Here is a 22,430-nt window from a genome sequence, read left to right as displayed (position 1 = left end):
ATGAGGAAAGATCAAAAAGAATTAACAGGAAAACAGAAGGCAGCCATCCTCCTGATCTCGCTTGGACCAGATGTCTCTGCTTCCATTTACAAGCATTTAAGTGAAGAAGAAATCGAGAAGCTTACACTTGAAATATCAGGTGTAAAAAAAGTGGACTCTCTGGCAAAAGAAGAAATTCTTGAAGAGTTTCATAGCATTGCGCTAGCACAGGACTATATTACCCAAGGTGGAATCGGCTATGCGAAAACGGTATTGGAAAAAGCATTAGGGACCGATCAGGCAGCGGTGATCATTAATAGATTGACTTCATCCCTGCAAGTACGCCCGTTTGATTTCGCCCGAAAAGCAGATCCTGGCCAGATTCTTAATTTTATCCAAAATGAGCACCCGCAAACAATCGCATTGGTTCTCTCTTATTTGGACTCAGCACAGGCCGGACAGATTCTTTCTGAATTGCCGCAGGAAGTACAAGCGGATATTGCCCGCCGAATTGCTGTGATGGATAGTACTTCCCCTGAAATCATAAATGAAGTGGAACAAATTCTGGAAAGAAAACTGTCAGCTACTGTTACTCAAGATTATACGCAAACAGGCGGAATCGAGGCGGTAGTGGATGTCTTGAACGGGGTAGACCGAGCAACTGAACGAACAATTCTTGATTCACTGGAAATCCAGGATCCTGAACTTGCCGAGGAAATCAAAAAGCGGATGTTCGTATTTGAAGATATTGTTACTCTTGATAATCGTGCAATCCAACGAGTAATCCGAGATTGTGAAAACGAGGATCTCTTGCTTGCTCTTAAAGTCTCAAGTGATGAAGTGAAGGAAATCGTCTATAAAAATATGTCTAAACGGATGGTAGAAACTTTCCAAGAAGAAATGGAATTCATGGGCCCTGTAAGACTGCGTGATGTCGAAGAGGCGCAATCAAGGATTGTCGCCATCATTCGCCGTCTGGAAGAAGCTGGTGAAATCGTCGTTGCCCGCGGCGGAGGGGATGATATCATTGTCTAGACTAATTAAATCCCAGTTTACTAGTAGTGATTTGCCCCCAGAAAAGAAAGTCATTTCCATTAGAATGCTAGATACTTCTACCGATGAAAAAACGGCATCTTCTGTATTCCCCCATACAGAAGATGAGAGGAAGAGAATCCTGGACGATGCTGAAATGGAAGCAAAAAGGATTGTTTCGCAGGCGATAGAGGAAGCCGAATTCACCAGGAAGCAAGTTCAATTAGAAAGGCAGGATTGGGAGGAGCAAAAGCAGATTCTTGCGGAAGAATCCAGGCAGGCTGGTTTTGACCAAGGGTATCAAGACGGCAGAAATCAAGGATACGAGGAATATCAACAGTCAATAATGTTTGCCCAACAAATCGTGCAAGCCGCAAAACAGGATTACCAGAATCATATCGATTCATCAGAAAAAGTAATTCTCGACCTTGGTGTGATAATCGCAGGCAAAATCATCGGAGAGAAACTGACAGCAGATGAAGGCTTCCTCCCGCTTGTTAAAACTGCGTTGAAAAATGCAAGGGATTATAAGGACATTCAGCTTCATGTCCATCCTAATCATTATCAGGAATTGCTTAGCCACAAAGAAGAATTAATCGCGATGTTTCCAAAAGAGATAGTCTTCTACATCTACCCAGATGATGGACTGATCGAATCCTCCTGCATAATTGAATCAGAAAATGGCAGGATGGATGCCAGTGTGGATAGCCAATTGGAGGAAATTAAGACGAAACTGTTTGAGATTTTGGAGAGTGATCTAGAGTGAAGGCTCGGGATTTATTGAATCATGTAGACTCATTAGATAGCTTCAAACGTTACGGCAGGGTGAAGCGGGTAGTCGGTCTAATGATCGAATCTCAAGGTCCGGAAAGCTCGATCGGAGATGTTTGTTTTATCCATGTAGGCGCAGCAAGGAAACGAAAAATCCAGGCAGAGGTAGTCGGTTTTAAAGATGAAAGCATTATTCTTATGCCATATACCTCGATTCATGAAATTTCTCCTGGGAGTTTAGTAGAAACTACCATGAAGCCATTAGAAGTGAAAGCTGGAATGGGGTTAATCGGGAAAGTGGTCGACTCTTTGGGAGTTCCATTGGATCAATCCAGTCTCCCAAAAGGCCTTGCCTCGGTTCTGACAGAGCAAGATCCACCTAACCCTATGAGCAGGCCACCAATCACTGAACCAATCGAAGTGGGAGTTAGATTGATTGATAGTCTGCTGACGGTGGGCAATGGGCAACGGGTAGGAATATTTGCCGGTAGTGGGGTAGGGAAAAGCACCTTGCTGGGAATGATTGCGAGAAACACTACCGCTGACTTAAATGTCATCGGACTGATTGGTGAACGAGGAAGAGAAGTACGGGAGTTTATCGAACGAGATTTAGGTCCAGAAGGTTTAAAACGTTCGATTGTCGTTGTGGCAACTTCTGATCAGCCAGCATTGATGCGGATCAAAGGAGCCTATACAGCAACTGCAATTGCAGAATACTTTCGCGACAAAGGGCTTAATGTCATGCTCATGATGGATTCCGTTACACGAGTGGCGATGGCCCAGCGGGAAGTTGGTCTTGCAGTTGGCGAGCCTCCAACGACGAAAGGCTATACTCCGTCGGTGTTTGCGATCCTTTCCAGGCTTCTTGAAAGAACAGGAACCAATGAATTTGGGTCAATCACTGGCTTCTACACAGTCCTTGTTGATGGAGATGATATGAATGAGCCGATCGCAGATACAGTCCGAGGAATCCTAGATGGTCATTTTGTAATGGATCGGGACTTGGCCAATAAAGGTCAGTATCCAGCAGTGAATGTCCTAAAAAGCATCAGCAGAGTTATGAATAATATTGTAAGCCCAGAACATCTACAGGCAGCAGAGAGATTGAGGGAATTAGTAAGCACTTATATGAACGCTGAAGATTTAATTAATATTGGGGCATATAAGAAAGGAACATCAGCTCCAATCGATGAAGCCGTCATGAGATACCCTCTTATACTGGATTTCTTGAAGCAGAGCACAAATGAAAAAGTCTCATTTGATGAGAGTGTAGAAGCATTATGGAAGCTTGTAAAGAAAGGTTGATCGTTCGATGCGTTTTCAATACAAATTTGATAAAATTCTTTCTCTCAAGTCAAGAGAAAAGGACGAGGCACAAGCGGTATACGAAGAATCAGTTAAAAACTTTGAAGATGCAGCTGAAAAACTTTATGAACTTTTAAAGAAAAAAGAGGATCTTGAGAGTTTTCAGTCAGACAGGCTTCTTGGTGGTTTACCGGTACAGGAAATACGTCACCATCAACTTTTTATCGGCAATTTGGACAAATCGATTGCCCATTTTCAAAAGGTGGTAATGAACGCGAGAAATAGAATGAACCTTCAGCAAATACAGCTCATGGAAAAGAACAAGGAAGTTAAAAAGTTTGAAAAAATCAAACAGAAAGACCACCATCAGTTTCTTGCGAATGAAAAATATGCCGAGAGCAGGATGATGGATGAAGTCTCACTTCAGCAATACATGAACCGGGAAATAAGGTGATTCAATGGCGGAGAGCATGAAGGAAAAAGGCAACCAGCGAGAGAGAAGCAAGTTTCAAAAATTTATATTTGTAGTAGCTATCCCAGTTTTATTTTCGATTGTTGTGGCTTTGGTTGCCCTCTCTTTTCTTGGAGTCAATATTTTACAAACGGCAAAGGATTTCGGCAGCAATGTTCCATTCCTCTCCTCCATGGTGAAAGTAAATAAACAGCCATCTGTCGAGGAATTTCAAAAGCAGATAGTGAGTATGGAAGCCGTGATCACGGACCGTGATGCGAAACTCAAACAACTTCAGTCCGAAATAGACAGCAAGGATACCGATCTGAAACGAATGGAACTCGAGAAAGGCCAGCTTCAGGCGCAGATAGAAGAATTGACAGCAATCAAGGAAGGGAATAAACGAGCCTTCCAGGAAATCGTCAAGACGTATGAAACGATGTCAGCTAAAAGCGCTGCATCGATTATTTCAAAAATGAAATCAGATGAAGCGATGAAAATCCTGACGAATATCAAGACGGATTCATTAGCAGCGATCCTGGAAAAGCTTCCGGCAGATGTAGCTGCGAATTACACTCAATTATTAACGAACAAGGCGGGAAGCAATTAACAGTTATTTTTTTGAAAGGAGGTGAAAAGATGGAAATTGGATCGCTTGGATCTGTTCTTAGTGTCGCAGCCGTGAAACAACCTGTATCCGGCAAGAACGAAATCAAAGACGGTTTTGCGGAAATGATGGCATCGGTGCTTTTGGAAGCAAATAGTGCAAAGAATGCGGAATCATTAGGCCAAGGTAAGAAAGAATTGCAGAGTCTTGCAGAATTGGCTGGGTTTTTAAACAAAGACTACCTGTTGGATTTAGAGGATGGACTAAAGCTGTTGGAAAAATTGATGACAGATTCAGACAATCTTTTAGGCAAGGCGCTTAGCTATTTGGGAGTCAGCATGGACCAAGTTCAGCTGTTGGTTCAGAAATGGCCGATCAATGAGGGAAACTCAGAAAATCGAGCGGAAGAGGGATTGCTGACGACTCTTACGGCTATCCTGGCTGAAATGGCGAAATTGCCCAAAAATGAACTTGCTGCCAAGCTTGATAACAATGATTTTGAGACTATTAAAGCTCTCAAACTGTATGAGCTGATGTCCAAGTCAGTCGATGGCTATCAATCTAAGCATGCAGCCTCACTGAAGCAGTCGATGCAGAAGCTGGAAGAAGGTTTGTCCAGCCTCTTAAAAACGAACAATCGAAGTAGCCTAAATGATGCCATTCAAAATCGCTTTACCCAGGTAGCAAGGGAGTTAAACCTGTTACATGAAAAAAACAGCCATTTCTCAGAAGCTACTAGTTTAACAGAAACAGGATCGGCTAGTAAGACCGATGGACAAACCGGGTCTGTTTCGTTTCTCCCGCAAATGGCACGAGCTGAACAGCTGACCTTGATGATGAATAGTCCGGAAAGACCTGTTTCTGCAGAGCAATTAATGAAACAATTTGAGTCCCTTCTCGCAAAATCTCAATTTATGACTAGCGGCGGAACCCAAAAACTATTTATTAAATTGTTTCCAGAACATCTTGGCAGCATTCGAGTAGAGTTAATCCAAAAAGACGAGACAATGATGGCCAGAATCATTACTGCTTCCGGCAGTGCAAAAGAAACGTTGGAAGCCCAAATTAATGGGCTAAAACAGGCCTTTGCTGCCCAAAACCTTGCAGTCGACAGAATCGAAGTATCTCAGCAGCAGAGCCAGCAAGAGCGTTTCCTGAATAGAGATTCCCAACAACAACAACAAGAAAGACAGCCTGACAAAAGAGAAGTAGACCAAAACGAAGAAAACGGAAACTTTACGCTTACCTTCGAGGAAGCCCTGTTAAATACTGAAGTATAGGAGCAAAAAAATGGTGAATTCAATTGATTCTTCTTATCTGCTATCGAATCTTCAAAAAGACAGAAAATTAGGTTCTGATATTCTTGGAAAAGATGATTTCTTGAAAATTCTGATGACACAGCTTCAGAATCAGGATCCGATGAATCCAATGGAGGATAAAGATTTTATTGCCCAAATGGCAACCTTTTCTACGCTTGAACAAATCACAAATATGGGAAAGTCGATTGACAGGTTTGTGCAGGCAGAACAGCAAAACAAAATGATTTCCTATAGTCAGTTCGTGGGCAAGGAGATCACATGGCATAAAGTGGAAACAACCGACGGGCAGGAGACAGTCGAACAAGGAAGCGGAAGGGTGGCATCCGTCCAGTTTAAGGAAGATATGGTAACGTTTTTACTGGAGGACGGTACAGAGCTAGAACCGGCAAATATCTCACAAATCAAGGATGTTTCAAGTGAAAATCACCTTCTGCAGGCGAGCATGCTGATTGGCAAAGCGATTACCTATTTAGATGAAAAGGAACAAGAGAAATCAGCAAATGTCCAATCTGTTTCCTTTAAAAATGGCAAAACATCTTATTTGCTGGATGATGAGAATAACACAAGCATTCTATCTTCACAAATCACCAAAATTCAATGAGATTAGGAGTGGAGTAATGGATAAAACGAATTTTCGTCCCATTCATTCACTGCCTGCTAACAGATCTTACCAAAAACCTGTGAAAACCAGCAAAGCTCAAACAGCTTTTTCCTTACAGTTGCAATCGGCCCTTCAATCAAAGACTGGTCTTACGATCAGTAAGCATGCAACTGAAAGACTGGAGCAGCGTGGAATTAATATATCCACGGAGCGCTGGAACAGGATTGAGGAAAAAGTCAGCCAGGCTAAGGCCAAAGGCGTGAATGATTCGCTTGTCCTGCTGAAAGATGCAGCATTGATTGTCAGTGCGAAAAACAACACCGTTATTACTGCGATGGGAAGGCAGGAGGCAACAGAGCAAATTTTCACCAATATAAATGGAACGATTGTAATGGAAAATTAAATTTTAAACAAGTGGCTGGACCTTCACGGAGGCCTGGGCTGTGGATCGATGGAAGCAGCCCCTAAAATCGAAAGGAGATGGACAAGCTATGCTTCGTTCAATGTACTCAGGAATCAGCGGAATGAAAAATTTCCAGACTAAACTTGATGTCATCGGCAACAACATCGCCAATGTAAATACTTACGGCTTCAAAAAAGGCCGTGTTACTTTTAAAGATACAATGAATCAAACCATCTCTGGCGCAAGCGCTGCGACCCAGAATAAGGGCGGAAAGAACCCAATGCAGGTGGGTCTTGGCTCAACAATCGCGAGTATTGATATGATTGATACTCAGTCAAGCCTGCAAACAACTGGCCGCGCCCTTGATCTTGCCATTTCTGGAGATGGCTATTTTGTAGTAAAACAGGGACAATCCCAGATGTATACCCGGGCGGGAAACTTCTACCTGGATGACAATGGTACACTAGTAACTGGGGATGGATTGAAGGTGCAGTCCTTGAATAACGGCATTCTTGAAGATATTACCGTTAACGTAAATGCGCTCCTGCCAGCTAAACAAACGACTGAACTGGTGATGAAGGGCAATCTCCCAGAGGATGCAAAGGGTTCTTCTGAATTGCTTCAGCAGTTAAAAGTTGTAGATGGGAATGGAATGGATCATGTGATTGACATGACTCTAAATCCCAATGGTGCAAATGGTGCTGCAACGGGTAATTGGACTGTTTCGTTTGTCGATAAATCGATTCCTGTCGCTGATCCAACCGCGCCGAATCCAAATATCACGACCGTAAACATACAGATCCCGACTAATACGCCACAAAATATTACTTTGAAGCTAAACGATGGATCAGGTACTGCTACTCCGTTTAACGTTGTATTGCCACTTGAGGGCTTAACTGTCGATGGCGGCAGCATGGATGCCAATGCCTACCCTGACGGCAACACCCAAGGTGCGCTCGAAAGCTTCAACATCGGTTCAACTGGTGAAATCAACGGAGTTTTTTCAAATGGGCTTGTGTTGACCCTTGGACAACTTGCGCTTGCTAAGTTCAGCAATCCTTCTGGTCTTTCCAAGGTAGGCAATAATACATTACAAGAATCCGTTAACTCTGGAACAGCGAATATCAATGTTCCTGGAGAAGGTCGTGGGTCCATCGCCGCAGGTTCACTCGAAATGTCCAATGTAGATCTTTCTGAGGAGTTCACCGAGATGATCACAGCTCAACGTGGTTTCCAGGCAAATACGAGAATCATTACGACATCTGATGAAATTCTTCAGGAGCTCGTGAACTTAAAACGATAGAGGAGAGAGGAGCAGGGCTTTTAGGGAAGTCCTTTTAGCCCTTGTGGATAATAGTGATAAAAGTGACGAAATTAAATGGAAAAACGTTCATGCTCAATTCATTATTTATTGAGACAATAGAAGCCTTTCCGGACACGACGATTACCTTAGCCAATGGTCGGAAGTATGTTGTTAAGGAAAGTGAAAAGGAAGTAGTAGGCTTTATCAAGGAATATTACCAGAGTATCGGCTTGCTTGGAAGCCGGTTGGTGGAGGAACTGGATCATGAAGAATAATAAACTGGTCATGATTATGTCAGTCATGCTGGTCGTCATCCTGCTCGTCGGAACAGTTGCCGTCGTAGCGGTAATGAAACTTAAAACTAGTGATAATACCAAAGAACCAAGTATTGAAGAGGTGCTGGCAGCTTCGGTAGATGTACCAGAGGTAACGACGAACCTTGCATCCAATGATTACATTAAAATTTCCTTCAAAATTGAAACAGATGGAAAGAAAGCAAAGGATGAACTGGAAAAGAGAGATTTTCAGGTGAAAAACCTAATTATCTATGAGCTTTCCGAGAAAAAGGCAGAAGACCTGAAAGGCAAGGAAGGCAAGATGAACCTAGAAGAAACGCTTAAAGTGAAATTAAATGAGCTGATGCAGGATGGAAAAATCAAAAAAGTATACATAACAGGTTCTCTCCTCCAGTAACAGAAGAATCATATTACCGTAATCGTAGGGAGGTGAAGAGAATGTCGGGAGATGTATTATCACAAAGTGAAATTGATGCTTTGCTATCCGCCCTGTCTACAGGGGAAATGGATGCGGATGAGTTAAAAAAAGAACAAATAGAAAAAAGGGTGAAAGTATATGATTTCAGGAGAGCGCTACGCTTTTCAAAGGATCAAATTCGCAGCCTAACCCGGATTCACGAAAACTTTGCCAGGTTGCTGACTACTTTTTTCTCTGCGCAATTAAGAACATATGTTAATATCGCGGTAGCGTCAGCAGACCAGATTCCTTATGAAGAATTCATCCGGTCGATCCCTAAGATGACGATCTTAAATGTTTTCGATGTAGAACCGCTCGAAGGCAGAATCCTCATGGAAGTCAATCCAAATATTGCCTATGCCATGATGGACCGGCTGTTAGGCGGCAGGGGGGCAAGTCACAACAAAGTGGACAGTTTGACAGAAATTGAAACAAAAATTATGTCAAACATGTTCGAAAAAGCTTTTGAAAATTTCAGGGAGGCATGGAGTTCGATTTCTGATATTGATCCCCAGTTATCAGAATTTGAAATCAATCCGCAGTTCTTGCAGATGGTTTCCCCTAATGAAACCGTCGTTGTCATTTCTTTAAATACGACGATCGGGGAAGCAAGCGGAATGATTAATATATGTATACCGCATGTAGTACTCGAACCGATCATTCCAAAATTGTCAGTAAAATATTGGATGCAATCGGACAAGAAACAAAGCTTGCCAATTGAAAATTCAGTATTGCAAAGTGAAATCCAAAAGGCTGATGTTTCCGTTACTGCAGAAATAGGATCGTCTGAAATTTCGATCCAGGATTTCCTTTCGCTTGAAATCGGCGATGTAATTGAATTAAATCAGCGGATTGACCAGCCTTTACTGATAAAAGTCGGAGATATCCCTAAATTCGTAGGACAGCCAGGGAAACTAAACAAAAAATTAGCCATTCAAGTGTTTGACACATTTAAGGGGGGAGACGATGATGGTGAGCGATGACATGCTATCTCAAGATGAAATTGATGCGCTTTTAAGAGGTACCTCTAATGGGGTGGAAGAAACAGAAAACGAGATTAATGTAGATGATTATTTTTCTTTTATGGAGAGAGATGCACTTGGTGAGATCGGAAATATTTCTTTTGGCAGCTCAGCTACAGCGTTGTCTACACTGCTAAACCAGAAGGTTGAAATTAATACACCTACGGTTACAGTTGTGCACAAATCCAAGCTAGAGGATGAGTTCCCAGATCCATATGTAGCAGTTCAGGTTCATTACACGGAAGGGTTTATCGGCAGCAATATGCTTGTCATCCAGCAAAGTGACGCAGCGATTATTGCCGACTTAATGCTTGGCGGTGATGGATTGAATCCAAGGGAGCTGCTCGACGAAATCCAGCTTAGTGCAGTTCAAGAGGCGATGAACCAGATGATGGGTTCAGCGGCAACCTCGATGTCAACCGTATTTAGCAAGAGGGTTGATATTTCGCCCCCTATTATCAATCTATTGAATGTGGCTGAAGGGGAAGGAACAGACTCGATACCTGAAGATGATTTTTTAGTAAAGGTATCCTTCTTTTTGAAAATAGGCAAATTAATTGATTCAAACATCATGCAGCTTTTGCCGGTGTCCTTTGCGAAAAGTCTTGTTGATGAATTATTGAATCCTGGGGGAACAAAAGCGGTCCAGCATGAAGAGACTGTGCTGCCAACACCGCTGGCCAGCCAGGCTCCTATTCAACAAAACAATTCATTTGAACAAGGACAGCAGCAAAATCCAATTCACCAGCAAGGTTTTCAGCAGCCGCAATATCAGCCGCAAGAGCAGATGTATTATCAGCCCCAGGCACAACAAAATATGCCACAAGGATTTGGCTATCACCCACAGCCGATGCCCCAGGGTCCACAGCACTTTGGCAGCAATGTGATGACTGGAAGCCAACCAACTGTCCAACCGGCAGTTTTTTCTAGTTTCGAAAATGTGCAAGGGCAGCACGCTGAAACAAAGAACCTTACTATGCTGCTTGATATCCCGTTACAGGTAACAGTGGAATTGGGAAGGACTAAACGCTCAGTAAGGGATATCCTTGAACTAGGATCCGGATCGATCATTGAACTTGACAAACTGGCAGGGGAGCCTGTTGATATTCTCGTGAACAATCGCTTGATTGCACAAGGGGAAGTAGTGGTCATCGATGAAAACTTCGGAGTCCGGGTTTCCGATATTATCAGCCAGAGCGATCGAATTAAAAAATTGAAATAATCAACAGGAGGAATTCCAATGGCGAACAAAATTTTAGTCGTAGACGACGCGGCTTTCATGAGAATGATGATCAAGGATATTTTGACAAAGAATGGGTTTGAGGTGGTTGCGGAAGCAGCTGATGGAGCTCAGGCACTTGAAAAATATAAAGAATTTCACCCAGATCTGGTCACAATGGATATTACCATGCCTGAGATGGATGGAATCACGTCCCTTAAAGAGATTAAAAAAATCAATCCGAATGCCAAGGTCATTATGTGTTCAGCAATGGGCCAGCAGGCGATGGTCATTGATGCCATTCAGGCGGGAGCAAAAGATTTTATCGTCAAACCTTTTCAGGCAGACCGTGTCATCGAAGCGATTTCCAAAACATTAGGATAAGGGACTTATTTATTTATTATAGAGGGTGCGGCTATTGCTAAAACTAATTCGAACTGCCTCGGCCACTCTGATCGTATTAGCTGCTTTGTTTAGTCAAGTCGCCTTGGCTGACGCAGAGCAGCTGAATAAAAGTGTTCAGGAATGCATAAAAAATCCGGATGCTTGTGATGATGGCCAGGCAAAAACCGAAGCAAATCAATCAGATAAAGCACAAGCAAATGCACAAGTAGGGGTAAGTTTCTTGGATTTCGTCCGAATGATCCTTGCTACTGTCTTTGTCATCGCTTTACTATATTTCCTTCTCAAATTCATCAATAAGCGGAGTCTATCAAATAAAAGCTCAAAGTTAGTGGAGAATCTTGGAGGGACAAGTCTGGGAGGCAATAGGTCTGTACAGATTGTGAAGGCGGGTAATCGGCTGTTCATTGTAGGAGTGGGAGAAAATATCCAGCTTTTGAAAGAAATAGAGGATCCAAAAGAGTATGATCAAGTCATTCGGGAGTATAACAGTAAAATGGAACAGCTTATCCAACCAAGCGATCTTTTGACTAAGTTACGAAAGAGAGCGAAGAAGCGTAGCCGCGATCCCCAAAGTTCCAATTTTTCCGCTTTGTTGAAGCATCAGCTGAATGACATGGCGAGCGGACGAAGGAAGATGTTTGAGGAGATGCAAAAGAAAGGGTCACAGCACGATGAATGAGTTCATGAATTTTTTCAACAGCACAGATCCAACCAGCGTATCGACATCCGTAAAACTGATGCTGTTGCTGACGGTTCTTTCGATTGCGCCTGGAATTTTGATTCTCATGACCAGTTTTACGAGAATCATCATTGTTCTTTCCTTTGTCAGAACAGCGCTTGCCACCCAACAAATGCCGCCTAACCAAGTATTGGTGGGCCTTGCAATGTTTTTGTCATTCTTCATTATGGCACCTACTTTCCAGGAAGTGAATGAACAGGCATTGACGCCTTTATTTAATGAAGAAATCAATTTGGAGCAAGCTTATGAAAGAGCATCCATTCCTTTTAAAGAGTTCATGAGCGCACAGACGAGGCAGAAGGACCTAGCTTTATTCCTTCAATACGCAAAGGCGGATACTCCTAAATCGGTACAGGAAATTCCGTTGACTGCACTGGTCCCGGCTTTTGCGATCAGTGAAATCAAAACTGCTTTCCAAATCGGATTTATGATCTTTATCCCATTTCTGGTGATTGATATGGTAGTAGCTAGTGTCCTCATGTCAATGGGGATGATGATGCTTCCGCCAGTAATGATCTCGCTGCCTTTCAAGATACTCTTGTTTGTCATGGTGGATGGCTGGTATTTAGTAGTTAAATCATTATTACAAAGTTTTTAAGCAGGTGAGAACATGACAGCAGAATCGGTAATCTCCATAGCCGAAAGAGGGATATATACAGTGTTAATGGTATCAGGACCACTGCTGTTATTGGCGCTGGTAGTAGGTTTGATTGTCAGCATCTTTCAGGCAACCACGCAAATACAGGAACAGACCTTGGCTTTTGTTCCGAAGATTGTTGCAGTCCTTATCGGTGTCATTTTTTTCGGACCTTGGATGCTAAGTTATATGCTTTCCTATGCAACCGAAATTTTTTCCAATCTTACAAGGTTTGTAGGTTGATGAAATGATAGATTTTATTCCATCTTTTCCGACCTTCTTGCTGATTTTTGTCAGGGTGACCTCCTTCTTCCTGATGATGCCGTTGTTTTCCTATCGGACAATCCCGGCAACACATAAAATTGGTCTTGGTTTCATGTTAGCGCTTATCATGTTTTCAGCGATCGATGCACCTGAGTTGAAGATTGACAGTGTCTATTTCATGTTAATCATCAAAGAGGCCATGGTTGGTTTATTCATCGGATTTATCGCAGCATTAATGATGTCTGCTATCCAGATTGCCGGAGGGTTTATCGATTTTCAGATGGGATTTGCAATTGCCAATGTCATCGACCCGCAAACAGGTGCTCAGAGTCCGTTGATGGGGCAATATTTATCGATTATCGCTTTACTTGTTCTACTGACGGTGAATGGCCATCACTTGCTGATGGACGGGATCTTTTATAGCTATAATTTTATACCGATCGATCAGTTGATGATTCCCTTTGGAAAGGAGAACGTCGCAGAGTTTGTTCTTCTTTCCTTTAATAAAATGTTCCTCATCGCTTTTCAGATGTCCCTTCCTATTGTGGGAACATTGTTTTTGGTGGATATTGCACTTGGAATCGTAGCCAGAACAGTACCTCAGCTGAATATTTTCGTTGTCGGCCTGCCGATTAAAATCGGTGTCAGCTTCTTGGTTCTCATCGCGGTAATGGGTGCCCTGATCGCGGTTACATCGGATCTTGTTTCGACCACACTCGCGACGATGCGCGGATTGATGGAAATAATCGGGGGAGCATAAAATGAATTTTTTGAAAGTCGACCTTCAATTTTTTGCTGGTGAAAAAACAGAAAAAGCTACTCCTAAAAAAAGGCAGGATGCGCGAAAAAAAGGACAGGCTGCCAAAAGCCAGGACGTTAATACGGCGATCGTCTTGCTTGCCGTTTTCCTGTATTTGATGTTTTTTGGAAAGGACATAACGGAGAGACTAATGGGAGTTCTCCGTCATGCGCTGCAAAATTATCTATTTATGGAATTGACTGCAAATAATCTAGAATCTATTGTAGTGGAAATCCTTGGTGAACTAGTCTTTTTCCTCGGTCCAGTGATGGGCGTTGCCTTGCTTGCGGGAGTAGCCGCCAATTATATGCAGGTTGGTTTTATTTTTTCCACTGAGGCAATCCAGATGAATGCCGAAAAGATCAATCCAATCAGCGGTTTTAAAAGAATTTTCTCGATGAGGGCAATTGTCGAATTGCTTAAATCGATTTTAAAGATCAGCTTCATTGGAGTCATCGCTTTTTCCGTTTTATGGGCTAGGATGGATGAAGTTTTGCTGCTTGCCAATAAAAGTGTTGGTGCGGCAATTGCGACAATTGCAGGACTAACGCTCCAAATGGGGCTTTTTGCTTCCGGAGCATTGCTATTTTTGTCATTATTGGACTTTTTGTACCAAAAATATGACTTTGAGAAAGGAATCCGCATGTCTAAACAGGACTTGAAGGATGAGTACAAAAATATCGAAGGAGACCCGCTCATCAAATCAAAGATCAAGCAAAAGCAAAGAGAAATGGCAATGCGGCGGATGATGCAAGAAGTTCCAAAAGCAGATGTAGTCATTACGAACCCGACTCACTTTGCGATCGCATTAAAGTATGACGAAGAGAAGGCTGATGCGCCGGTCGTGGTTGCCAAAGGTGTCGATTTTGTCGCCCAGAAAATCAAATGGATTGCCAAAGAGAATGAAATCATGACTGTCGAAAATCGTCCGCTTGCCAGAGCTTTATACAGTCAGGCTGAAATCGGCGATGCGATTCCTGAAGAGTTTTTTAAGGCTGTTGCCGAGATTCTGGCTTATGTATATCAAACAAAAAATAAAGTGCTGTAATTGTCAAGGTATGCAGTGTTAGGAGAGAAGAAATATGACCGGAAAAGACTTATCTGTCATCTTCGGCGTCATTTTAATAGTTGCGATGTTAATCATTCCTTTCCCAACGTGGCTGTTAAGTATCCTGATTATGGTCAATATATCAATTGCACTGCTGGTGCTTTTGAACACAATGAATATGACGGAGCCATTGCAATTTTCTGTTTTTCCTTCCTTGCTGTTAATTTTAACTTTGTTTCGCCTCGGTCTCAATGTGTCCACAACCCGTGCCATCTTGTCTCATGGAGAGGCTGGGGGGGTTGTGGAGGTATTCGGTTCCTTCGTTGTCGGTGGAAATGTTGTAGTAGGGATGGTTGTCTTCTTTATTTTAGTCATCATTCAATTTGTCGTCATTACGAAAGGGTCGGAGCGTGTATCAGAAGTTGCCGCAAGGTTTACACTTGATGCGATGCCTGGGAAACAGATGAGCATCGATGCTGATTTGAACGCAGGGATGATCTCTGAACAACAGGCACGTGAACGACGTGAAAAGGTAAGCAGAGAGTCTGATTTCTACGGAGCGATGGATGGTGCCAGCAAGTTTGTTAAAGGGGATGCAATTGCTGGGATCATCATTGTGTTGATTAACCTCATTTTCGGGATCGTTATTGGTATGATGCAGCAGGGGCTAGCAATTGGCGAAGCAGCTCAACGGTACTCCTTATTGACAGTGGGAGATGGCATAGTCAGCCAGGTTCCTGCGCTGCTGATTTCAACTGCTACCGGTATAGTCGTCACTAGGGCCGCATCTGACGGGAATCTAGGTTTCGACATCACCTCCCAGCTCACAGCTTACCCAAATATGCTTTATGTTGCCGGGGGCACCATTTTCCTGCTTGGTCTGTTCACGCCGATAACAGACTTGCTGACTATTCCGTTAGCTGGGTTGTTAGTCTATGGCGGATATGCTTTTTCCCGTGTACCGGAACCTGATCAGCAACAACTCCAGGAACTGGAAGAAGATACCCAAATGGATGAAATGAAGAGTCCGGAAAGTGTCGTCAATTTGTTAAATGTCGATCCAATTGAATTCGAATTTGGTTATGGATTGATTCCGCTGGCAGACGCCAATCAAGGGGGGGACATTCTTGACCGGATAGTTATGATTCGAAGACAGCTCGCCATTGAACTGGGGCTCGTTATTCCTGTCGTCAGGATTCGTGACAATATCCAGCTTCAGCCCAATGAATATCGGCTGAAAATCAAAGGAAACGAAATGGCAAGAGGAGAATTGCTCCTCGATCACTATCTTGCCATGAGTCCTGGCATCGAGGAAGAGTCAATTGAAGGAATTGATACGGTGGAACCAAGCTTCGGCTTGCCTGCGAAGTGGATTACGGAAGAAATGAAGGAGCAGGCCGAAATTTTTGGTTATACTGTTGTCGATCCTCCTTCAGTCGTATCCACCCACATAACGGAAGTAATCAAAGCAAATGCTCACGAACTGCTTGGTCGTCAGGAGACAAAGCAGCTAATCGATCATCTGCGGGAAAGTTATCCAATATTGGTCGAGGAAGCAACGCCTAACCCTTTGTCAGTTGGAGAAATACAAAAGGTATTAAGCAAACTGCTTAAAGAAAATGTATCAATCAGAAACCTTCCGATCATCTTTGAGACGCTTGCCGATTATGGCAAGATCACAACCGATACGGATATTCTTGCTGAATATGTCCGCCAGGCGCTTGCAAGACAAATTACCAACCAGTATTCAAAAAATGGAGATAGCCTTAAGGTCATCACATTATCTGGCAGGGTAGAAAAAATGATCGCTGACGGTGTCCAGCAAACCGAACATGGAAATTATCTATCATTGGATCCAACGGTTTCCCAGGGAATTCTTGAATCGGTTGCAGCTCAGATTGAGCAGCTGAGCATAATGGAACAGACACCGATTATTCTCTGCTCGCCAGCAGTAAGGATGTATGTCCGTCAGTTGACAGAAAGATATTTTGCGCAGATCCCGGTCTTGTCCTATAACGAGCTTGAAGCAAATGTAGAAGTCCAAAGTGTCGGAGTGGTGAATCTAGAATGAAAGTAAAAAAATATACAGCTCCATCCATGCCAGAAGCAATGAAGCAGGTCAGAAAAGAGCTTGGCAATGATGCTGTGATCCTGAATTCGCGAGTTGTTCAAACAGGGGGATTTATTGGGTTCTTCAAGAAAAACAGCATAGAGGTCATTGCCGCTATTGATCCAGACACCGAGCTTGCTTCTAAACCGGTAAACTTGGATAAATCTATGAAGGAATCTCCAACATCGATAAAAACAGAACAGCGGAAAACACAGCTATTCTCCTATAAAGACCATCCGTCATCAATAGCGGAGAAAGATTTAGTAACGGAGATATCCAAGTTGAAAGACATGTTAAAGGCAGCAGGCAACACAAGCGGAATCCCGCTCCCTGCTCCTGTAAATAAGCATCTTCAACACTTAAGGGACCAGGATGTGGACCAGTCGATTGCAGAAGAATTAACTAGTAATTTATTGGAAAAATGGTATTTAAACGGAGCATCAGCAAGTGAAGGTGCAGTAGCCGAATGGAGTGGGAAAGCTATTCAGCAAAGGATGAATGGACTTTCCTTCGGCGGGGTTTCTTTCACAAAGAAATTTGTCAATGTCATTGGCCCAACAGGCGTTGGGAAAACAACTACGCTAGCGAAAATCGCTGCAGACTGCGTATTGAAGCATCAAAAAAAGGTAGCGTTTATTACCACAGATACGTATAGGATTGCAGCAATCGAGCAGTTGAAAACATATGCGAATATTCTTCATGTGCCAATCGAGGTTTGCTATACGATGGACGATTTTAAGGAAGCAACCAGCAAGCTTGCACAATATGATGTCGTATTTATTGATACAGCAGGTCGGAATTTCAGAAATCAGAAATATGTACATGATTTGAACGGTGTCATTGATTTCAGTGAGGAAATGGAAACCTTCCTTGTCTTGGCACTGACTTCAAAACAGCAGGATATGGAGGAAATACGCAAACAATTCTCGCTCATTCCTATCGACAAATTTATCTTTACCAAACTTGATGAGACTTCCGTTTACGGTTCGATGCTGAATATGGCCGAGAAATTTTCAACCGGTATTGCTTATATGACGAATGGACAGGATGTACCCGATGATTTAATCGAAGCCAGTCCTGAAATTGCAGCAAATACCATTATTGGAGCAATCCAATATGAGTGACCAGGCGGAAAAGCTAAGAAATCGGCTCCTGTCAAATATTCCAATAAAAGAAGCAAAGACGCTTGCTGTTGTGAGCGGAAAGGGAGGGGTAGGGAAATCGAACTTTTCGCTTAACTTCTCGATTTCCTTGGCAAAGCAGGGAAATCGCGTCTTGTTATTTGATCTTGATATCGGAATGGGAAACATTGAGATATTAATGGGCAAGCATTCTGCACTGTCGATAGCTGACTTTTTTGCAGGCAAAGCATTGTTGGAAGAAGTGGTTTTTCAAGGCCCACAAGGTGTGGAATATATATCTGGAGGAACTGGCTTAAGCCAGCTGATTCGGATGGATAAGGAAAGTATCGCTCATTTTACCACAAGCTTACATGATATCCTAAGAAAATATGATTATCTTATTTTGGATATGGGAGCAGGTTTAAATGAAGAAACTCTCGCCATCCTTCTCTCCGTAAACGAAATATTCGTGATTACCACAACAGAACCGACTTCCTTGATGGATGCCTACGCTACGATGAAATACATCCACCTCGCCGATTCCAGTCTGCCATTTTATCTGGTCGTTAATAGGGCAGGCTCCGTCAAGGAAGGCCAGGAAACACTGTCAAGGATTGAGAATGTGCTCGGTAAATTTTTAGGAAGGATACCGGTTAAACTCGGGATCATACTGGAAGATAAAATCGTCCAGGAAGCGGTAAAACGGCAAATTCCTTTTGTATTGCTAAATGACCGTTCACAAGCCGCAAAAGGGATGGTCCAAATTATTGAAAAATATATCAATAAAGAGAGCTACAATGCCGAAAAGAGAGATAACAGGAGTTTTACAGCTAGATTGAAGCAATTCCTTTTCGAAAGGTAGTGGTTGAGTGGCCAAGGTAAGAGTTCTCATCGTAGATGATTCAGCTTTCATGCGAAAGCTGATCAACGACTTTCTATCTGAACACCCAAAGATAGAGGTTATTGGTTTGGCGCGAAACGGTGAGGATGCAGTCAAGAAATTTCGGGAAATGCGCCCAGATGTCATAACACTTGATATCGAAATGCCCAAACTGAATGGACTTGAGGTACTCAAAATAATCATGCAGGAACGTCCTATTCCTGTTGTTATGCTTTCCAGTATGACAAAAGAAGGAGCAGATACAACACTGCAGGCGATCCAGGCAGGTGCAGTAGATTTTGTGGCAAAGCCTTCAGGTTCAATATCCGTTGATCTACATAAAGTAAAAACAGAGCTAATCCAGAAAGTGTTGTCTGCGAGTAAAGCAAATCTAGCAAAATTAAACACATATCACAAACCAAGAGCAGACAGAAAACCACTGCCCTTAGCAACAGAAACGGAAACTAAGCCGTCTGAGGTTCTCTATAGTAGAAGATTCCATAAAGAACCAAAAAAAATCGTCTGTATTGGAACTTCGACAGGAGGACCACGGGCCCTTCAGCAAGTTTTGCCATTGCTTCCAAAAGATATCGGAGTGCCAGTGCTTGTTGTCCAGCACATGCCGCCCGGTTTTACCAAATCCCTCGCCAGCAGATTGGATTCCTTGTGCCAAATTACTGTCAAGGAAGCAGAAGATGGAGAGCTGCTGCAAAAAGGGACAGCGTATATTGCCCCAGGAGGATATCATCTGGAGGTGAAGGGAGTTGGACCAGCACTGGCTATCAGCTTAAGTCTTTCCCCACCCCGAAACGGACATCGACCTTCCGTAGATGTAATGTTCGAGTCGGTCAGTTTAGTTAAAAACTATTTGAAAATCGCTGTGATAATGACAGGGATGGGTGCGGACGGAGCTAAAGGGCTGGTTGAATTAAAAAAGAATGGCATAGTAAAAGCGATTGCCGAATCTCAAGAAACTTCGATTGTCTTTGGGATGCCAAAAGCAGCGATTGCAACGAACATGGTAGATGAAGTAGCAAATGTCGATCACATTGCGGAAACAATCATGAATTATATTTAAGGCCGGAGGTGCAGAGCACATGGAATTAAATCAATATCTTGAAGTGTTTATAGAAGAAAGTAGAGAGCATTTACAGTCCTTGAATGAACAACTGTTGGAGTTGGAGAAAAATCCAGGGAATTTGTCCATCATCAATGAAATTTTCAGATCTGCCCATACTTTAAAAGGGATGTCAGCAACGATGGGGTATGAAGATCTGGCAAGTTTGACGCATCAAATGGAAAATGTTTTGGATGCAATCCGTAATAACCGGTTGCTTACGACTCCTGAAATCATCGATGTGATCTTTATGGCTGTTGATCATCTTGAGGAAATGGTTGAATCAATTGCAGCTGGAGGAGATGGGAAGAAAGACGTTTCCGAAACAGTTGAGAAGTTGAAGGCAATTGAAAACGGTGAGACAATCTCACGTTCAGCAGATGTGGAAATTGCTGCAGCTTCCACGCTAGAAGCACCTAAATCTGCTGCTAGCTACGATGAGTTTGAACTGACTGTTTTAAAGCAATCGAAAGAGCAAGGATTTGGAGTGTATGAAATTGAAATTGGACTTCGTGATGATTGCCTGCTGAAAGCCGCACGGGTGTATATGGTGTTTGAGGTGCTGGAAAAAATCGGCGAAGTGATCAAAGCAAATCCTTCAGTTGAACAGCTTGAAGAAGAACAGTTTGAAGATGAATTTTCTGTAACGATTATCACAAAGGAAAATCCAGACGATATTAAAGGCAAGATCATGAAGGTATCCGAGGTGGTAAAAACAACGGTACATCCGGTTGATTTCAGTGAGATGAACTCAGGCGTTGCCATCAAAGCTGCTGAAAAAATAATCGGTGTAGATACATCTAAATCCTTAGATACCGATGCACGTTCAATAATTACCGGAATAGAAACAGCAGCTGTCCAGGACAGCAAAACCAGTGTTAAACAGCAAACGAACAGCAGTAAGACCATTCGTGTGAACATCGAACGGCTTGATATTCTCATGAATTTATTTGAAGAATTAGTCATCGACCGCGGACGATTAGAGCAAATCTCAAAAGAATTGGACAATGGTGAACTAACTGAAACGGTAGAGCGGATGTCCAGGATTTCAGGTGATCTGCAAAACATCATCCTGAATATGAGGATGGTTCAGGTCGAGACAGTATTTAATCGGTTCCCTCGAATGATCCGTCAATTAGCGAAGGACTTGAATAAAAAGATCAATCTTGAAATCGTTGGAGCGGAAACCGAATTGGATCGTACCGTCATTGATGAAATCGGCGACCCACTCGTGCACTTACTCAGAAATTCTGTAGACCATGGCATTGAATCACCGGAAGTTCGCCGATCTAAAGGCAAAAATGAAGAAGGAACCATTGTACTGCGTGCATTTCACAGTGGAAATCATGTGTTTATTGAAATTGAAGATGATGGAGCCGGAATCAGCAAAGAAAAAGTATTGCAGAAAGCGATCAGCAAGGGAATCATTACAGAACAATCCGCTGCAGGCTTTACAGATAAACAAGCGTATGAATTGATTTTATCATCAGGTTTTTCGACTGCTGAGACTATCTCTGATATCTCAGGTCGAGGCGTCGGACTCGATGTAGTGAAAAATACTATTGAATCTCTGGGAGGCTCTATTTCGATTGACTCCAAGGAGAATGAAGGCACCATCTTCTCGATCCAGCTTCCGCTCACCTTATCCATCATTTCGGTCATGTTAGTGGAAATCCAGAAGGAGAAATTCGCTATTCCGCTGTCTTCCATCATTGAGACGGCGATTATCAAGGACACGGAAATCTTGAATGCTCACAATCAAAAAGTGATTGATTTCAGAGGCAAGGTCGTACCGCTGCTATTCCTAAAAGATATCTTCGATGTTCCTTTTGAGGGAGCGGATGATCATTTCCATTCTGTGATCATCGTTCGTAAAGGAGACAAAATGGCTGGTTTGATTGTGGATTCCTTTATTGGCCAGCAAGAGGTAGTTCTTAAATCGCTAGGAAATTACTTAACAGATGTTTTTGCAATTTCTGGAGCAACAATTCTTGGAGATGGTCAGGTAGCATTGGTCGTTGATTGCAACGCATTAATTAAATAGATATCTTGGCAGACTGATAAAGATGATATTTTAGGAGTGGTGAAAATGGCTGAAGACTTGATTTCGGATTTGAAAGTGATCGTCTTCCAATTGAATCAAAAAGAATATGCAATTCCTGTTAGTCAGGTTAGATCGATTGAAAAGATTATCCATATCACGAGAGTGCCACATGTGAATCCATTCGTGAAAGGGGTTATCAACCTTCGGGGAGTCGTCACTCCGCTATTGGATTTACGGGTCAGGTTCGGGATGGAAGAACAAAGTTATTCAGACAGCACTCGCGTCATTATTGTTGGGGATGAGGAGAAGGAGGCAGGGCTGATTGTTGATGGAGCAAATGATGTGATTGATATTCCGTCAAGCATGATCGAACCAGCTCCAGAAGTGGTAGGCATTGCTGCAGAAGGATTTATCAAAGGTGTTGCAAATCTTCATAGAAGGTTATTAATTTTGATAGATTTGGATAAGATTCTTCTGTCCAACGTTAGAAAAGCTTTATAG

General features: G+C 42.7%; 25 protein-coding genes. All 25 read left to right on the top strand.

Annotated elements, in window-relative coordinates:
* The 25 genes from fliG to J2S25_RS03255 all read left to right on the top strand — a co-directional run bounded on the left by fliG (position 1) and on the right by J2S25_RS03255 (position 22,430).
* The gene (gene fliG / locus J2S25_RS03375; RefSeq protein WP_044394468.1) at positions 1 to 1,014 is read left to right on the top strand and encodes a flagellar motor switch protein FliG; all 1,014 of its coding nucleotides are present in this window, start codon (positions 1 to 3) and stop codon (positions 1,012 to 1,014) included.
* The gene (fliH, locus tag J2S25_RS03370) at positions 1,007 to 1,777 is read left to right on the top strand and encodes a flagellar assembly protein FliH (protein ID WP_307191220.1); all 771 of its coding nucleotides are present in this window, start codon (positions 1,007 to 1,009) and stop codon (positions 1,775 to 1,777) included. Before fliG ends, fliH begins: the two co-directional genes overlap by 8 nt.
* Entirely contained in the window at positions 1,774 to 3,087 is a 1,314-nt protein-coding gene (gene fliI / locus J2S25_RS03365) for a flagellar protein export ATPase FliI (protein WP_044394466.1), read from the top strand. The genes fliH and fliI overlap by 4 nt, the downstream gene beginning before the upstream one ends.
* A gap of 7 nt (positions 3,088 to 3,094) precedes the next feature.
* Positions 3,095 to 3,541, top strand: coding sequence for a flagellar export protein FliJ (fliJ, locus tag J2S25_RS03360; protein WP_044394465.1), 447 nt, complete (start codon positions 3,095 to 3,097; stop codon positions 3,539 to 3,541).
* 4 nt (positions 3,542 to 3,545) lie between these two features.
* Positions 3,546 to 4,148, top strand: a complete 603-nt coding sequence (locus tag J2S25_RS03355; RefSeq protein WP_307191219.1) for a MotE family protein — start codon at positions 3,546 to 3,548, stop codon at positions 4,146 to 4,148.
* A gap of 29 nt (positions 4,149 to 4,177) precedes the next feature.
* A complete protein-coding gene (locus tag J2S25_RS03350) occupies positions 4,178 to 5,425 on the top strand; it encodes a flagellar hook-length control protein FliK (RefSeq protein ID WP_307191218.1) in 1,248 nt (415 codons plus the stop codon).
* A 10-nt stretch (positions 5,426 to 5,435) separates the two neighbouring features.
* Positions 5,436 to 6,065, top strand: coding sequence for a flagellar hook assembly protein FlgD (gene flgD / locus J2S25_RS03345; protein WP_307191217.1), 630 nt, complete (start codon positions 5,436 to 5,438; stop codon positions 6,063 to 6,065).
* 16 nt (positions 6,066 to 6,081) lie between these two features.
* Positions 6,082 to 6,468 (top strand): TIGR02530 family flagellar biosynthesis protein, encoded by a 387-nt coding sequence (locus J2S25_RS03340; protein ID WP_044394461.1) that lies wholly within the window; start codon positions 6,082 to 6,084, stop codon positions 6,466 to 6,468.
* A gap of 88 nt (positions 6,469 to 6,556) precedes the next feature.
* Complete coding sequence (locus J2S25_RS03335) at positions 6,557 to 7,771, top strand: flagellar hook protein FlgE (RefSeq protein WP_439117483.1); 1,215 nt, start codon at positions 6,557 to 6,559, stop codon at positions 7,769 to 7,771.
* Between the two features lie 53 nt (positions 7,772 to 7,824).
* The gene (locus J2S25_RS03330) at positions 7,825 to 8,046 is read left to right on the top strand and encodes a flagellar FlbD family protein (RefSeq protein ID WP_307191215.1); all 222 of its coding nucleotides are present in this window, start codon (positions 7,825 to 7,827) and stop codon (positions 8,044 to 8,046) included.
* The gene (fliL, locus tag J2S25_RS03325; RefSeq protein WP_044394460.1) at positions 8,036 to 8,464 is read left to right on the top strand and encodes a flagellar basal body-associated protein FliL; all 429 of its coding nucleotides are present in this window, start codon (positions 8,036 to 8,038) and stop codon (positions 8,462 to 8,464) included. The genes J2S25_RS03330 and fliL overlap by 11 nt, the downstream gene beginning before the upstream one ends.
* A 41-nt stretch (positions 8,465 to 8,505) precedes the next feature.
* Complete coding sequence (gene fliM, locus J2S25_RS03320) at positions 8,506 to 9,507, top strand: flagellar motor switch protein FliM (RefSeq protein WP_044394459.1); 1,002 nt, start codon at positions 8,506 to 8,508, stop codon at positions 9,505 to 9,507.
* The gene (gene fliY, locus J2S25_RS03315) at positions 9,494 to 10,768 is read left to right on the top strand and encodes a flagellar motor switch phosphatase FliY (protein ID WP_044394478.1); all 1,275 of its coding nucleotides are present in this window, start codon (positions 9,494 to 9,496) and stop codon (positions 10,766 to 10,768) included. The genes fliM and fliY overlap by 14 nt, the downstream gene beginning before the upstream one ends.
* An 18-nt stretch (positions 10,769 to 10,786) precedes the next feature.
* Positions 10,787 to 11,149 (top strand): response regulator, encoded by a 363-nt coding sequence (locus tag J2S25_RS03310; protein ID WP_044394458.1) that lies wholly within the window; start codon positions 10,787 to 10,789, stop codon positions 11,147 to 11,149.
* Between the two features lie 25 nt (positions 11,150 to 11,174).
* A complete protein-coding gene (locus J2S25_RS03305) occupies positions 11,175 to 11,849 on the top strand; it encodes a flagellar biosynthetic protein FliO (RefSeq protein WP_431305971.1) in 675 nt (224 codons plus the stop codon).
* Positions 11,842 to 12,507: a flagellar type III secretion system pore protein FliP gene (fliP, locus tag J2S25_RS03300; RefSeq protein ID WP_044394457.1), complete on the top strand. Its 666-nt coding sequence runs from the start codon at positions 11,842 to 11,844 to the stop codon at positions 12,505 to 12,507. The genes J2S25_RS03305 and fliP overlap by 8 nt, the downstream gene beginning before the upstream one ends.
* A gap of 12 nt (positions 12,508 to 12,519) precedes the next feature.
* Positions 12,520 to 12,789 carry a flagellar biosynthesis protein FliQ gene (gene fliQ, locus J2S25_RS03295; protein ID WP_044394456.1) on the top strand — a complete coding sequence of 90 codons (270 nt, stop codon included), beginning with the start codon at positions 12,520 to 12,522 and terminating at the stop codon, positions 12,787 to 12,789.
* 4 nt (positions 12,790 to 12,793) lie between these two features.
* Positions 12,794 to 13,570, top strand: coding sequence for a flagellar biosynthetic protein FliR (gene fliR / locus J2S25_RS03290; protein WP_307191214.1), 777 nt, complete (start codon positions 12,794 to 12,796; stop codon positions 13,568 to 13,570).
* Between the two features lies 1 nt (position 13,571).
* Positions 13,572 to 14,657, top strand: a complete 1,086-nt coding sequence (gene flhB, locus J2S25_RS03285) for a flagellar biosynthesis protein FlhB (RefSeq protein ID WP_044394454.1) — start codon at positions 13,572 to 13,574, stop codon at positions 14,655 to 14,657.
* 34 nt (positions 14,658 to 14,691) lie between these two features.
* Entirely contained in the window at positions 14,692 to 16,728 is a 2,037-nt protein-coding gene (flhA, locus tag J2S25_RS03280) for a flagellar biosynthesis protein FlhA (RefSeq protein WP_307191213.1), read from the top strand.
* A complete protein-coding gene (gene flhF / locus J2S25_RS03275; protein WP_307191212.1) occupies positions 16,725 to 17,891 on the top strand; it encodes a flagellar biosynthesis GTPase FlhF in 1,167 nt (388 codons plus the stop codon). Before flhA ends, flhF begins: the two co-directional genes overlap by 4 nt.
* On the top strand, positions 17,884 to 18,750 hold the full coding sequence (locus J2S25_RS03270) for a MinD/ParA family protein (RefSeq protein WP_044394451.1): 867 nt from the start codon (positions 17,884 to 17,886) through the stop codon (positions 18,748 to 18,750). Before flhF ends, J2S25_RS03270 begins: the two co-directional genes overlap by 8 nt.
* A 7-nt stretch (positions 18,751 to 18,757) precedes the next feature.
* A complete protein-coding gene (locus J2S25_RS03265) occupies positions 18,758 to 19,846 on the top strand; it encodes a protein-glutamate methylesterase/protein-glutamine glutaminase (protein WP_307191211.1) in 1,089 nt (362 codons plus the stop codon).
* A 19-nt stretch (positions 19,847 to 19,865) separates the two neighbouring features.
* Positions 19,866 to 21,929 (top strand): chemotaxis protein CheA, encoded by a 2,064-nt coding sequence (locus J2S25_RS03260; protein WP_044394450.1) that lies wholly within the window; start codon positions 19,866 to 19,868, stop codon positions 21,927 to 21,929.
* Between the two features lie 45 nt (positions 21,930 to 21,974).
* Positions 21,975 to 22,430, top strand: coding sequence for a chemotaxis protein CheW (locus J2S25_RS03255; RefSeq protein ID WP_307191210.1), 456 nt, complete (start codon positions 21,975 to 21,977; stop codon positions 22,428 to 22,430).

Origin of the sequence: Mesobacillus stamsii (genome assembly GCF_030814065.1) — a bacterium.
GTDB lineage: Bacteria > Bacillota > Bacilli > Bacillales > Cytobacillaceae > Mesobacillus > Mesobacillus stamsii.
This window is presented reverse-complemented; position numbering and strand designations above follow the sequence as displayed.